This is a genomic window from Rhizobium sp. M10 (assembly GCF_002531955.1).
GTDB lineage: Bacteria > Pseudomonadota > Alphaproteobacteria > Rhizobiales > Rhizobiaceae > Rhizobium > Rhizobium etli_C.
Genome location: NZ_NWTA01000009.1, coordinates 247,571 through 260,627, shown reverse-complemented (window position 1 = coordinate 260,627; position 13,057 = coordinate 247,571). Strand labels below are relative to the sequence as shown.

Below are 13,057 nucleotides of genomic sequence, written 5' to 3'. Positions count from 1 at the left end.
TCCGCATCGTTATCGGACTGACGCAATGATCGCGCTCGGGCAGTGGTTTTTGGCTTGGGGCCCCTCATTAAAGTCGTTCCATGTGATTTGCCCCTCACCCTAACCCTCTCCCCGTTTTACGGTGAGAGGGGACTTAACTCAGCTGTCTCGTATGGCACGTCCCCTCTCCCCGTCAGAACCGCACGGTAAAATCGGTGCCCTTGCCGACTTCGGATTTGACGATCAGCCGCGCCCGGTGGCGGGTGAGGATGTGTTTGACGATGGCGAGGCCGAGGCCGGTGCCTTTTTTCGAGCGGCTGTCTTCGATGCTGACGCGGTAGAAGCGTTCCGTCAGACGCGGCACGTGCTCGGCCGGGATGCCCGGCCCCTTGTCGATGATGCTGACCTCGACGGGCCCGCCGGCGCCATTCTTCAGCCGGACGTCGACGACCTTGCCTTCCTGGCCGTATTTGCAGGCATTTTCCATCAGGTTCTCGAAGACCTGGACGAGCTCGTCGCGATCTCCCAGCACCTCGACCTTGCCGTCGGGCAGATGCAGGTTGATATCGACGCCGACGTCTCTGGCCAGCGGCACCAGCGAGTCGCGGACATGGCCGAGCAGCGGCACCAGATCGACCTTCTCATCCGGTGCGATATGCGATTTCAGTTCCAGCCGCGAGAGCGACAGGAGGTCGTCGACCAGCCGGCTCATGCGTGTCGTCTGATCGAACATGATGCCCAGGAACTGCGCCTGCGCCTTCTGATCGTTCTTCGCCGGCCCCTGAATGGTCTCGATGAAGCCGCGCAGCGAGGCGAGCGGCGTGCGCAGTTCGTGGCTGGCATTGGCGACGAAATCCGAGCGCATGCGGTCGATGCGGCGAACCTCCGATATATCGCGGAAGGAGAGGATGAAAAACCGCTCGCGCTGGCCGTCGGCCTTGAACTCGACGGGCGCGCTGCGGACGATATAGACCCGCTCGGACGGCAGCCGCTCGGCATGCTCGATCTGGTTCGGCGCATTGGTGGCGATGGTTTCGCGCACCATGTCGAGCACACCGGGCGAGCGCAGCCGGGCCGATATGTGGGCGCCGAGCGCCACTTCGCCGAAGGCCTTTTCGGCGGCGCGGTTCTGGAAGAGCACCGAGGCATCTTCCGACAGCACCATCACGGGAATATCGAGGCCGGCAAGCGTGGCGGAAATGTCAGGCAGGCGGCTCGGCGGCGCTTCCGGCTCCGTCTCCTCCGGCTCGCCCGGCTCCGGCTTGAGCACCGGCGCCTCGTTGAACAGCGCGGTCAAGCTCATCACGAGCAGGAGAACAAGCACGACCCACTTGTTCATGCCGGCGGCGAGAGCGATGAGGGCGCTGAGGATGGCCGCAAGCAGCACCGGCCGTTCGCGCCGGATGCGCGCCAACAGGCTTTTTCTCCACGGGATTTCGTCTTGCAAGTGGGCCTCGCGGCGTCGATTCGTTTTTCTTTATATTGGAACTCTGCCTGATAGCGGCAATTCATGACAGAAGTTTTCGGCTGGCGCGCCCGAAGCGAAAGACCGCAGCGCAAGCCTGGAGAAATATTGCCGGCGGCCCGCGAAAGATTTGATTTTCAATGGCAAATATGTTCGCCTGCGGCAAGATGGCCACCAGCGCAGGAGGAGCATATGGGCGAGGATGTCGAAAGCAGGGCGGTGGAACTGGATATCCGCGGCAAGAAGCGCGTCTTCGACGTCGATGATCCTGTCCTGCCGGACTGGGTGGAGGAACGTGCGCTGGAATCCGGCGCATTTCCCTACAAGAAGAAACTCAACGAGGAGGACTATCTGGAGCAACTGGAAAAGCTGCAGGTGGAACTCGTCAAGGTGCAGTTCTGGCTGCAGGCATCAGGCAAGCGGGTGATGGCGCTGTTCGAGGGACGGGACGCGGCCGGCAAGGGCGGCGCGATCTCGGCTTCCTCGGCGCATATGAACCCACGCCTTGCGCGCGTCGTCGCCCTCGCCAAGCCGACCGAACGCGAACAGGGACAATGGTATTTCCAGCGCTATGTCGCGCAGTTCCCGACATCGGGCGAATTCGTGCTGTTCGACCGCTCCTGGTACAACCGCGCCGGCGTCGAGCCGGTCATGGGCTTCTGCACGCCGCTGCAATATGAAGGCTTCCTCAAACAGGCGCCGCAGCTCGAAAAGATCATCGCCCATGAGGGCATCTTCTTCTTCAAATTCTACCTTGATATCGGCCGGGAGATGCAGATCAAGCGGTTCCATGACCGAAGGCACGATCCGCTGAAGGTCTGGAAGCTGTCGTCGATGGACATCGCGGCGCTGACGAAATGGGGCGATTACAGCGAAAAGCGCGATCGGATGCTGAAGGAAACCCACACGGATTTCGCGCCATGGACCGTCATCCGCGCCAATGACAAGCGGCGTGCGCGTCTGCAGCTCATCCGTCACATGCTGAACAGGATGGACTATGACGGTAAGGACAAGGCGGCGATCGGCGCGGTCGACGAAGAGATCATCGGCTCCGGCCCCGGCTTCCTGAAATAGGCCGTCTGCCGCCCGGCTGCATAATTGCCGGACAGCGCCGCGCGTCTTTTCAGACGCGGCGCTGTAAGACGCCGGTCACTGCCCCGGCAGGATGCGGATGGCGAAGAGGTTGATGCCGCGCGCCTTGCCGTCGAGATCGCTGTTGATCGTCAGCGTGCCCGGCGAATTCGGGGCGAGCGAGCGGTCGAACTTCACCTGCAGCAGCGCATCCGACTTTTCGCGGGTGACCGTGAAGCGGTGGCGGGCGCAATTGCCGAGCGACTGGAAATTGCATTCGACCGTCACCTGCGTCGGCTCGTCGGTGGTCGATTGCAGCGTCAGCGCGATGGTCGAGGATTTGCCGGCAAGCTGCTGCAGCACCGAGGCCGGAACGCTGAAGGAGATATTGCCGTCAGCCGCGCCGCTTTCGGAAATCAGGCGCACGGCGGGACCGTCATTCTCGGTGATGTTTTCGATGCGGGCCCGCGGGCCGCTTTTGATCTTGTCGGCCTCCTCAGGCTTGAACACCGGAATCCAATCGGCCGAAAAGCTGTTCTGCGGATCGATGGTCACCGGCTGATCGGTGTGGGTGGCGGCATCGCCGGCGCTGTCGTCATTGCCGGTGAAATCCTCCGGCTGGGTACTCGCCGGCGGATTGGCGACGCTGGTGTCGCGTTCGGCCGCCGTCAACAGCAGGCCCGACGTATAGGCCCACCAGGCGCCGATGCCGATGAAGGCAAAGAGCACGCACCAGACGAGAAGCCGGGAAAAGAACTTGCGCGGCTTGCGGCGGCCCGCCGCCCGCTCCGGGCGGAAATCCATGCTGGTCGCACGCTCGCCGCGGGTCAGCCGCTCCTCGCCGGCCGGGGCGGCCGCGAGATGATCGGCATTGCCGGCGTGGACGTTGTCGAGGCTCGACTCGTCGCTGCGGTGCATGACCACCTCGGGAGAGCGGGCCTCGCCCGCGGCCACCGGGCTGTCGATCAGGCTGTCGATATCGGTGACGTCGCCCCGATGAACCGGCGGCGCCGGCATTTCGACGACCGGCGGCACCGGCACCTCGGGCGGCCGCTGGCGGGGGTGGAGCCGGTCGCGCTCCTCGCCTTCGATGGCATGAATCGTGGTTTCCAGACGGTGGCGGTGGTGGGCGACGGCGTCGGCATCGGTAATATCCTGCTTGCGCAAGCCGGCTTCCAGCGCCTGGCGGGCCGACTGGTAGATCCTCGCTCGAACTTCCGGATTGTCGCGATCGGCATTTTCGAGCGCTGTTCTGATGGCCGTTTCTAATCCGCTCACATCTAGTCCTTCACCTTGAACCCGGCGTCGGACCGCAATCCCCGCCGTTCTCCATCAAAATTCGGTAGCGGCAAGTGCGGCAAACCGCAAGCCTTGCAGGCCCGCCCGCCGTGGATCTCAGGCGATATTCGCCAGCTTTCACCGGCGTGCGGGCCTTACCTATCGTTCTCTCCGCCTGATATATCGGGCTGAAATCGACGAAGGCATGGCAGCCGCTCTTTTATCGGCTTTTCTTCTCTGTTATGAGATTGACGTTTTCGTAAACGTCAATGCGAGCGGTGAACCATGGCCCTGCCCCCGATCCTCAAGGACAAACTCAGACTGCCGGTGATCGGCTCGCCGCTCTTCATCATTTCGCATCCGGCGCTCACCTTGGCGCAATGCAAGGCGGGCGTCGTCGGCGCCTTTCCGGCATTGAACGCCCGGCCGGAAAGCCAGCTCGACGAATGGCTGGCCGAGATCACCGAGGAGCTTGCCCGCCACGACGCCGCCCATCCGGAGCGACCGGCGGCACCCTTTGCCGTCAACCAGATCGTCCACATGTCGAACAAGCGGCTGGAGCATGATCTCTCGCTCTGCGTCAAATACAAGGTGCCTGTTGTCATCTCCTCGCTCGGCGCCGTGCCGGAGGTCAATGCCGCCGTGCATTCCTATGGCGGCATCGTGCTGCACGACATCATCAACAACCGCCACGCCCATTCGGCGATCCGCAAGGGTGCCGACGGGCTGATTGCGGTGGCATCAGGCGCCGGCGGCCATGCCGGCACGCTGTCGCCCTTTGCGCTCGTCCAGGAAATCCGCGAATGGTTCGACGGGCCGCTGCTGCTTGCCGGCGCGATTTCGACCGGCGGCGCCATCCTCGCCGCAGAGGCGATGGGCGCCGATATGGCCTATATCGGCTCGCCCTTCATCGCCACGCAAGAGGCGCGCGCTGCCGACGCCTACAAGCAGGCGATCGTCGAGGGGGCTGCGGCCGACATCGTTTATTCCAACTATTTCACCGGTGTGCACGGCAACTACCTCAAGCCCTCGATCGTCGCCGCCGGCATGGACCCCGACAACCTGCCCGTCGCCGACCCCTCGAAGATGGATTTCGAACAGGCAACCGGCGGCGCCAAGGCCTGGAAAGACATATGGGGCAGCGGCCAGGGCATCGGCGCCGTCAAGGCCGTCGAGCCGGTGGCCAAACTCGTCGACCGGCTGGAGGCCGAATACAGGGCCGCCCGCGCCCGGCTGGCGCTCTGAGGCCGGTCTTCCACAGCCTGCCCTCTTTTTTGCCAAAGGCATGACAGGGTGCTTGAAATCTTCGGACAATGCCTGTATCAGCGCCATGCAAATCGCAGGCCGCACGCTTCGGCCGCCAAATGCCGCTTTAGCTCAGTCGGTAGAGCACATCATTCGTAATGATGGGGTCACGTGTTCGAGTCACGTAAGCGGCACCATTTTTTCAGACTTCAACATCTTCTAAAAATAATGTGCGCCGAAGCACGGTGGTCTCGATCCCATTCGAGACGCCTCGGATTGCGCGCTCCTGGCTTTGGTGCGGCACCCTCCGACGAACCTCATCCTGAGGTGCGCAGCCCGCAGGGCGAAGCCTCGAAGGACACGCCGAAAGGTTGCTCCTTGCATCCGGCTGCTGTCAGCGCACCCGCCTCACCCTTCGAGGCCCCAGCGGGGCACCTCAGGATGAGGCGCTGTGGGGCGCTGGTGGACATACTCCCATGCTGACTTTGGTGACGATTAGCGGCGAAATAAATCATCCCGAAACTTGTAATAGCTGCAGTTGTTCATCGTATAGAGCTCCAAGCCAGGACCTAGTTCGCTCCGTGAAAGTTCCCATTCGAACGTGTCGTCACCACCGAGGCCGGTGATCAACGCCATCGTGGCCAGTTCCATAAAGGGGCCCGGTGGAAAGGCGACCCCGTACACGGTTGCTTCCTTGCGTGGGTATTTGCCTTTGATAACCCGCGTGATTTCCAAATCGATCCGTATCATCCGGGTCGGAACGTCGGGCTCCGCCGCCAGCAAACCAGATTCTCCGATCGAAAGCGACTTCACGCGCGCCTCAACTACGACCTTCGCCTTCGCCAGCAATTCGTTCGGGGGAGGACATGGAGGCGTAGCGGCTGCTGGTTTCAAACCAATAGCTGCCAGAAGCAAAATTGCTTTTAAGCAGACACGCATAAGTGTACTCAGAAGCGCTCGCAGCATCGTTGTTTTCCTTTCGTGCAGCGAATGCCTAAGCCGCCTCGATTGCGTAAGGCTGGAATTCTTATTCAACTCATAAACCACCGCGTCAGCCTGCTCATCCCGTAGCCCTTATATGAGGGGTCGCGCAGCTTCCCATCATGCGTCCAGTCTCCATGTTGGATCTTTGCAACAAGCGCCGGAGGGACGAAGACTGCATTTCGTTTCTATCTGGTGTCGACCGCGGACTTGCCGAAGATGAGCTTATCCATCCGATCCCTGATCGGCGCGTGGGGCGAGAAAGATGACATTCCGGAGCTCGACGAGCGCGAAGACCCCACCTACCTGCAGATGGTTGAAAAGGTCGCCGAGCTCAAGACGGAAATACTCCGCTGGTCAGGCGTGGGAATACTAAGGGGGCGCGGAGGAAGGATATCTTGTCCCATTCCCTAGCGGATGCCACCCATTAGCAACATGCAGAACGTCATGAAGACCGTAAATAGGTTTGTGTAAGGAACCCACGGGAAAATGCGCTTTGGCTCATGGTACTTGGGAATTCGTGATTTGGGCGGTGGCGGACCGTATGGCCCTTCGCCTTTCGCCGAGAAATATAACCTACCAACGCTCATATGGATGAGAAGCGCGAGCGCTGGGGCACCGACCAGCATGAACAGCCACTGGACGATCGGAGTTAGTCCGAAGGGCCGAGTCAAAACATAGACTGCTGTGGTTGAGAACAACCCGACCATCATGCCAAAGATGGTAAGCAGGCGAAGTCGAAACCCCTCACCCATCTCCAACACCTTTCTGTTGAACAAAACTACGGAGACAGCACAGGCGAGAACCCGCGCATCAAAACCTTCTTGACAACGCTGTCACGCCGCAAGATCTCATGGAATCGCTAAGCAAGAAAATTGCACAACATTAATGCGACCAAAACTTCAGACTTTATCCGTCCTTCCATTCGCAGGTTCCCCATGCGTGTTATTGCTGCAGCCGTTTTTTGTTTAATTCTCACCAAAATCGCAACCGTTTATGGCGCGGAAGATAGTCGCTCTTCTCATCTGGCTTTCAATGGGGAGGACAAATCCTGCTATGCCGTCAACCGTGCATACGAAAACATGCATAATAGCGGGCGCTACAGCTATACCTTATCGGAGTTGCAAGAAGATGGTCATCTCAGGCCTTACATGGAGGTGCGAGCGATTGACAATGTCATCTATTCCAGAATGGAAAATGGCGTCTGGGATGAAGATAGGCGGCTGCCTATTCGTACCCCACTTGATGCAAGTTCGGGGCTGCCAGTCTTCACGTCTTGTAAACAGCTCGGGGACTCGCAAACCGAAGAAGGTCTTGCTTTTCACTATTCCGCATACTGGCACCGAGGCAAATGGAGTGCCGCGATAGAAATCTGGATATCGAAGACCTCAGGGAAATTCATCAAGACAATCATGCGCTACGATCAAGGTGCAGGAGAGCTGCTATATCCAGTGGCTGTTCAAATAATGGATTATGACAGAGCCCACGCAATGAAACCGATAGTCCCACCAGCCTGTTGGAGCCTTGATCTGGGGACTGCGCCGGCCATCTGCATCGATCTCACCTCTCCGAGTCCAATCACGGCCCATTGACCTTTTTACGCGCTCAAGCAGCCGATGTGACCTCAATTTGATCGGCGATGAAGTGCCAGTTGAGCCTCAAGCGCGTTCAATCCGTTCCCTAAGTTCATCCCAGAGAAGATAGTGAAAAGGGCTGCCTGTTTTCTCCTTGAAGAACTTTGCACCAGATGCATTGATAAAAAATTCAGTCATAAACGATGCGAACGTCATAAACGATAGAATTACTACGAGCATAACAGCGGCTGCCAAGATAATTGCGAATAGAATTGCTCCGCCTTGATCACGAATTACCATATCACCATAGACTATGTAGCCCGCAAACATGTCCGCGACAGCAACGATCGTTGTAAGAGCCAAAGTACGGAGGGTAGTTGCCTTCTTCATACGCTGCTCCGTCGTGCTCAGCCGATGGCGACATTTGTGCGGACCTTTCTGCGACGCTCTCGGCGCTGAGCAGTCTGGTGTATCAAGCTTTCGCCGTAAACGCTGACTTCGCCTTCATCATTTTCGACCTCCATCAACATAGCTCCTCTGAGCCATTCGGGAAAGCCGAGAGGAAATTATAAGCATAATTGCACGTGTTGACGATGGCCGCTCGATAGGCAAAGCTTCAACCGGTGGTGGGCTTCTTCATTCACGATTATCAGGCCCCTTTTCGCATGAGCGAATGATGTCGATCGAGCTCGCGAGGGCTGGCAAGTAGGAGGATTTATGCGGATATCGCTTCTGAGTGTCGTGCTTTTCACCTTTGCCGTTTTCCCCGCGCATTCCGAAGATTTCCCTCTCGCTTCATGTGCTGGATGGGACGGAACGCTGGTCAGCAGGACCGGCACGGATTCGAGAAATGCGGTCCTGGAAGGGAACGTCAATCAGGCCAACTTCCAGGAATACTGCGAACGAGACCCGGGAGGCGAGACAACCGCACATGGCGGGAAACTGACCGTTGAGCAGTGCGTGGCGATGTATATGAAAGAAGATGGTAAAGACACCTATCGTTCCACGGCCGATTGCCGCAAGGGCACCTTGTCCTTCGTTCCTTCTGGCGGAGAACCGCTGCGCGTGACTTTCCCATTACCAGAGGATGCAGATGTGTCGTGCGCCTCAGGCATGCCACCGCTAATCAAGCAGTTCACGATGCTCTGCCCTCAAGCGGCGCGAAAGTTTAAAATGCTGGACGACGAATGACAGAATGACTGTCTATCGCCTTTGGTCGAGCCCATAAGATGCCTGTGCTTGCTGGTATCTGCGGTCAGTTGGCACCTTCGACGGTCGCCGAAAACCTGCAATTCCGGCAGGAACCTGCCGCTCCCGAACTGGTTCTCCCCTTGAGACAACAAGGATGGAGAAAACCATGTCCTGCAAACTCATCGCAATATCCCTCCTTTCTCTGAGCCTTGCCGGCTCGGCGCTGGCGCAGACGACTGGCGGTGCGAATTCCAGTGGGCGGCTTTCGGTGGCGCCCGTTATTGGCGGCTCGGGGAGCTCGGGCACGGGTTCGGCCGGTACCGGATCCGCAGGTACGGGGTCGGCCGGCAGCGGCTCTGTCGGTACCGACCCCGGTACGACCGGCAGCACCACCGGAACTGGCGGCGTCGATCTCAACAGCGGGCGCAGGACAATCAATCCCGGGGGCGTCAATCCGGATCTTCAGCAGGTGCCGGGCTGCACGGCCGGCACCAGCTCACTCAGCGAAGCATGCCAGCAGTGAGGTGGGCAGGCGCTCGCCTCCGATAGAATGAGGGTCGGGCCGCGATCGCGCCGGGCCTTCATTTCGGCTGACGTCGCGCAAAAAACGACGGCTGCCGCGAGAATTGCTTTACCGACTGGCTTTCAGGTCGTAGAACGACTGCATCCCTCCGCATATGGCGCATCGCCCCACACCTCAGCCAGCCTGCCGTTATTCCGGCGTCCGCGGAGCACCCGAAGAGGATCGTCATGTCGAATGCAGCGCATCGCTCGAACCGCGTGCTTGTCGTCGCGACCATCATGGTCGCGACCTTCATGGTTGCCATCGAGGCGACGATCGTGGCGACCGCGATGCCGCGCATCGTCGGCCAGCTCGGCGGCTTTTCCTATTACAGCTGGGTGTTTTCCGCCTTCCTGCTGGCGCAGTCGACGACAACAGTCATCTACGGCAAGCTTTCCGACATTTTCGGGCGCAAGCCGGTGCTGATCGGCGGCATTATCATCTTCCTCGCCGGCTCGGCGCTCTGCGGCTTTGCCTGGTCGATGATGTCGCTGGTGCTGTTCCGGCTGCTGCAGGGGCTGGGTGCAGGCGCCATCCAGCCGGTGACGATGACGATCATCGGCGATCTCTTCAAACTCGAGGAACGCGGCCGGGTGCAGGGCGCGATGGCGACCGTCTGGGCGACCTCGGCGGTCGTCGGGCCGCTTGCCGGCGGCATCATCGTCGACAATATCTCCTGGGCCTGGATCTTCTGGATCAACCTGCCGATCGGCATCGTCTCGATCATCGCCTTCATGATCTTTCTGAAGGAGGACGTCGCGCACAAGCAGGCGCGGATCGATTACCTCGGGTCGGTGCTGTTTTCGATCTCGATCGTCGCCCTGCTCGTCATGCTGACGGAAACCGATGCGGGCGCCTCAATCCTGCTGTCGCTTTTCGCCGTCTTCGTCGTCGCGGGGCTGCTCTTCCTCGCCCAGGAGAAACGGGCGCCGGAGCCGATCATTTCGATCGCGCTCTGGAGCCGCCCGCTGATCGCCACCAGCAATGCGGCGACGCTGCTTGCCGGCATGGCGCTGATCGGGCTTTCCACCATCCTGCCGATCTATGTCCAGGGTGTGCTCGGCCGCTCGCCTGTTGTTGCCGGCTTCACGCTCACCATGCTCATCGTCGGCTGGCCCTTGGCGGTGATGCTTTCCGGCCGCTTCTACAAGGCCTTCGGCATTCGCCGGACGTTGCGCGTCGGCAGCCTGATGTTTCCGTTCGGCGCCTGTTTCCTGCTGTTCCTGACACCGGAAAGCTCGCCGGTTCTGGCCGGCGCCGGCTCCTTCTTCATGGGCTTCGGCATGGGATTGATCAGCCTGACCAGCATCGTGCTGGTGCAGGACAGCGTCGAATGGTCGATGCGCGGCAGCGCCACCGCCTCGATCATCTTCGCCCGCAGCCTCGGCAATACGCTCGGCGCCACCGTGCTCGGCGCCATCCTCAACGCCGGCATCGGCCACCATGCGAGCGGCGAAACGGCGGCGGCCCTGCACAATGCGCTGAACCAGCCGACCGGGCTCTCGGCGCTCGCCGCCGATCCTGACATCCGCGGCGTCTTCAATGCGGCCCTGCGCTGGAGCTTCTGGGGCGTGGTCGTCGTCGCGGTGCTGACCTTCCTCACCACCTGGCTGATCCCGGTCGGCTATGGCCACAAACGCGAAGAACCGGCGGTGGCCAGCGAAGCGGCCTCGCATTGACCGCTGCGTTCTTCACGGCAGCGCCGAGCGGCGGCTGTCGAGAACACGCAGGATCAGGTTGCGCCTTCCCTTGCGCGGGCCGAGATCGATATCGCTGACGAGCTTGGCGCCGCCCTCGCGCCGTTCCAGGGTGATCTTGCGGCTATGGAAGGCTTCGAGCTCGGCGCGGTGGGCGACGCTGATGATGGTCACCGTCGGCATTTCGTCGATCACCATCTCCATCATGCTGTCCTGGCTCTTCTCATCGAGCGCCGAGGTGGCTTCGTCGAGCACGATGATATCGGGATTGTGCAGCAGCAGCCGGGCAAAGGCGAGCCGCTGCTTTTCGCCGCCCGACAGGATCTGATCCCATGGCGCCTCTTCCTCGATCTTCTCGTTGAGATAATCCAACCCCACCTTGGTCAACGCCGTGGTGATTTCCTCCGGCGTCCAGCTGTCGGCGGCGCGGGGATAGGCGACGGCGCGGCGAAGCGTGCCGGACGGGATATAGGGTCGCTGCGGCAACATGAACAAGCGCCGGTCGGCGTGGAAATCGACGCTGCCGTGGCCCCACGGCCAGAGACCGGCGATGGCGCGCACCAGCGTGCTCTTGCCCGAGCCGGATTCTCCGGCCACCAGCACCCGCTCGCCCGGCACGATCTCGACATGGGTCTCCTTGACCACGGCGGTGCCGTCGTCGAGCGACACGGAGAGATCGTTCAGATTGAGGATCGCATTGCCCTGGGTTTGGCTGTGCTTGATGCGTCTCAGCGCATCGTTCTGTTCGGCGCGCTCGAGGCCGTCGAGCGACGTCATCAGCGAGGCGATGCGCCGCGCACAGGCGTTCCAGTCGGCAAGACGCGGGTAGTTGTCGACCAGCCAGCCGAAGGCGTGCTGAACGATGGCGAAGGCGGAGGCGGCCTGCATGACCTCGCCGAGCGTCATGCCGCCGGCAAGAAACTTCGGCGCGCACAGCAGCAGCGGCACGACGGGCGCAATCAGCATCGACCCGTGCGACACGAAGGTCGTGCGCATGTGCTGGCGCGCAAGCAGCGCCCATTGCCTGAGCACGTTGGAAAATGTCTTGTCGAGATCGCTGCGCTCCTCCTCCTCGCCGCCGAGAAGAGCGATGCTCTCGCCATTTTCGCGCACGCGGGTCAGCGTGTAGCGGAGCTCGGCCTCCACCTGGTTCTTGACCTCGGAGACCTGGACGAAGTGGCGGCCGATGATCGCGATCACGGTTGAGGTGATCACGGCATAGATAACCGCAGTGACGACGAGAAAGCCGGGAATGGTGATGGTCGCCCCTGCGACCGGCAGCTCGAGCGCTCCGCCGATCGTCCACAGCACGACGATGAAGGTCGAGGCCGACAGAAATGCGGCAATGACGCCGGCGATGAAATCGACCGGCGCTTCGGTGGCAATGCGCAAATCCTCCGAGATGCGCGCCTCGGGATTTTTGTGATCGCCGCCGATCAGGTTCAGCTGATAATAACGGCCGTTGGCGAGCCAGCGCGCGATCACCGCCCCCGTCAGCCAGGAGCGCCAGCGGCGCTGGATCATCATGCGGACATAGACTTGTGCGGTGACAAGGGCGACGCTTCCGAGCACGAGCGGCACGAAGACGGCACTCAGATAATAGACGGTGCCGGCATCGTGCCGCTCGATGGCGTCGAAGATCCCGCGGTTCCAGCGATTGATCCCATATTGGAAACCGACATTCATGCAGATCATCACCAGCAGACCGATCGAGCACGGCCAGGCGAGCCTGTCGCCACTGCTGCCCCAGTAGTGGCGGGCGCTGATCCAGAAACGCCTCAGCAAATATCGCTTGCGCGCCTGCTCGGCCTCCTCGGGCGTGAGCTCCGGACTGGGTTCGATGGGATCTGGCGGCGGCGCGGCCTCGACAGTCGATGCCTCCTCGGGGCGCGACTTCTCGGCACCGTGCTCCTCGGTGCCGTCGACCGATTTCGGGTTGAGTTTAGCGTCGGTCATAAGCCTGACAACGGCTTACAAATCAAAAGGTTTCATGTGGGCCGGCGCCGGACGCGGC

At 60.8% G+C, this 13,057-nt stretch carries 11 protein-coding genes and 1 tRNA gene; 7 read left to right on the top strand and 5 right to left on the bottom strand.

Annotated elements, in window-relative coordinates; genetic code table 11:
- Positions 1–172: 172 nt before the first annotated feature.
- A complete protein-coding gene (gene phoR / locus CO671_RS17390) occupies positions 173–1,393 on the bottom strand; it encodes a phosphate regulon sensor histidine kinase PhoR (RefSeq protein ID WP_097606954.1) in 1,221 nt (406 codons plus the stop codon).
- Between the two features lie 243 nt (positions 1,394–1,636).
- On the opposite strand from phoR, the gene ppk2 reads away from it, so the two are divergent.
- The gene (ppk2, locus tag CO671_RS17385; protein ID WP_097606953.1) at positions 1,637–2,518 is read left to right on the top strand and encodes a polyphosphate kinase 2; all 882 of its coding nucleotides are present in this window, start codon (positions 1,637–1,639) and stop codon (positions 2,516–2,518) included.
- A gap of 75 nt (positions 2,519–2,593) precedes the next feature.
- Here ppk2 and CO671_RS17380 read toward each other — a convergent pair whose 3' ends face one another.
- Positions 2,594–3,793, bottom strand: a complete 1,200-nt coding sequence (locus CO671_RS17380; protein WP_097606952.1) for a regulator — start codon at positions 3,791–3,793, stop codon at positions 2,594–2,596.
- A 285-nt stretch (positions 3,794–4,078) separates the two neighbouring features.
- On the opposite strand from CO671_RS17380, the gene CO671_RS17375 reads away from it, so the two are divergent.
- Both CO671_RS17375 and CO671_RS17370 read left to right on the top strand, forming a co-directional pair.
- Positions 4,079–5,038: a nitronate monooxygenase family protein gene (locus tag CO671_RS17375; protein ID WP_097606951.1), complete on the top strand. Its 960-nt coding sequence runs from the start codon at positions 4,079–4,081 to the stop codon at positions 5,036–5,038.
- A 121-nt stretch (positions 5,039–5,159) separates the two neighbouring features.
- A tRNA-Thr gene (locus tag CO671_RS17370) sits at positions 5,160–5,235 on the top strand.
- A 298-nt stretch (positions 5,236–5,533) separates the two neighbouring features.
- Here the strand turns inward: CO671_RS17370 and CO671_RS17365 are convergent.
- Positions 5,534–6,004 carry a hypothetical protein gene (locus CO671_RS17365; protein WP_170964994.1) on the bottom strand — a complete coding sequence of 157 codons (471 nt, stop codon included), beginning with the start codon at positions 6,002–6,004 and terminating at the stop codon, positions 5,534–5,536.
- A 953-nt stretch (positions 6,005–6,957) separates the two neighbouring features.
- On the opposite strand from CO671_RS17365, the gene CO671_RS17350 reads away from it, so the two are divergent.
- Entirely contained in the window at positions 6,958–7,611 is a 654-nt protein-coding gene (locus CO671_RS17350; protein WP_141514471.1) for a hypothetical protein, read from the top strand.
- Between the two features lie 66 nt (positions 7,612–7,677).
- On the opposite strand, the gene CO671_RS17345 is transcribed toward CO671_RS17350, so the two are convergent.
- Positions 7,678–7,983 (bottom strand): hypothetical protein, encoded by a 306-nt coding sequence (locus CO671_RS17345; RefSeq protein WP_010030345.1) that lies wholly within the window; start codon positions 7,981–7,983, stop codon positions 7,678–7,680.
- Between the two features lie 327 nt (positions 7,984–8,310).
- On the opposite strand from CO671_RS17345, the gene CO671_RS17340 reads away from it, so the two are divergent.
- From CO671_RS17340 to CO671_RS17330, 3 genes are all read left to right on the top strand, one after another.
- Positions 8,311–8,784: a hypothetical protein gene (locus tag CO671_RS17340; RefSeq protein ID WP_097606947.1), complete on the top strand. Its 474-nt coding sequence runs from the start codon at positions 8,311–8,313 to the stop codon at positions 8,782–8,784.
- A 166-nt stretch (positions 8,785–8,950) separates the two neighbouring features.
- Positions 8,951–9,307 carry a hypothetical protein gene (locus tag CO671_RS17335; protein ID WP_097606946.1) on the top strand — a complete coding sequence of 119 codons (357 nt, stop codon included), beginning with the start codon at positions 8,951–8,953 and terminating at the stop codon, positions 9,305–9,307.
- 227 nt (positions 9,308–9,534) lie between these two features.
- Positions 9,535–11,025 carry an MDR family MFS transporter gene (locus CO671_RS17330; protein ID WP_097606945.1) on the top strand — a complete coding sequence of 497 codons (1,491 nt, stop codon included), beginning with the start codon at positions 9,535–9,537 and terminating at the stop codon, positions 11,023–11,025.
- A 12-nt stretch (positions 11,026–11,037) separates the two neighbouring features.
- On the opposite strand, the gene CO671_RS17325 is transcribed toward CO671_RS17330, so the two are convergent.
- Positions 11,038–12,999 carry an ABC transporter ATP-binding protein/permease gene (locus CO671_RS17325; RefSeq protein ID WP_097606944.1) on the bottom strand — a complete coding sequence of 654 codons (1,962 nt, stop codon included), beginning with the start codon at positions 12,997–12,999 and terminating at the stop codon, positions 11,038–11,040.
- Positions 13,000–13,057: the final 58 nt, after the last annotated feature.

Coding starts and splice junctions, on each gene's coding strand:
- CO671_RS17375 (WP_097606951.1), top strand. CDS start 4,079: ATGGCCCTGCCCCCGATCCTCAAGGACAAACTCAGACTGCCGGTGATC.
- CO671_RS17340 (WP_097606947.1), top strand. CDS start 8,311: ATGCGGATATCGCTTCTGAGTGTCGTGCTTTTCACCTTTGCCGTTTTC.
- ppk2 (WP_097606953.1), top strand. CDS start 1,637: ATGGGCGAGGATGTCGAAAGCAGGGCGGTGGAACTGGATATCCGCGGC.
- CO671_RS17345 (WP_010030345.1), bottom strand. CDS start 7,983: ATGAAGAAGGCAACTACCCTCCGTACTTTGGCTCTTACAACGATCGTT.
- CO671_RS17365 (WP_170964994.1), bottom strand. CDS start 6,004: ATGCTGCGAGCGCTTCTGAGTACACTTATGCGTGTCTGCTTAAAAGCA.
- CO671_RS17350 (WP_141514471.1), top strand. CDS start 6,958: ATGCGTGTTATTGCTGCAGCCGTTTTTTGTTTAATTCTCACCAAAATC.
- CO671_RS17335 (WP_097606946.1), top strand. CDS start 8,951: ATGTCCTGCAAACTCATCGCAATATCCCTCCTTTCTCTGAGCCTTGCC.
- CO671_RS17330 (WP_097606945.1), top strand. CDS start 9,535: ATGTCGAATGCAGCGCATCGCTCGAACCGCGTGCTTGTCGTCGCGACC.
- CO671_RS17325 (WP_097606944.1), bottom strand. CDS start 12,999: ATGACCGACGCTAAACTCAACCCGAAATCGGTCGACGGCACCGAGGAG.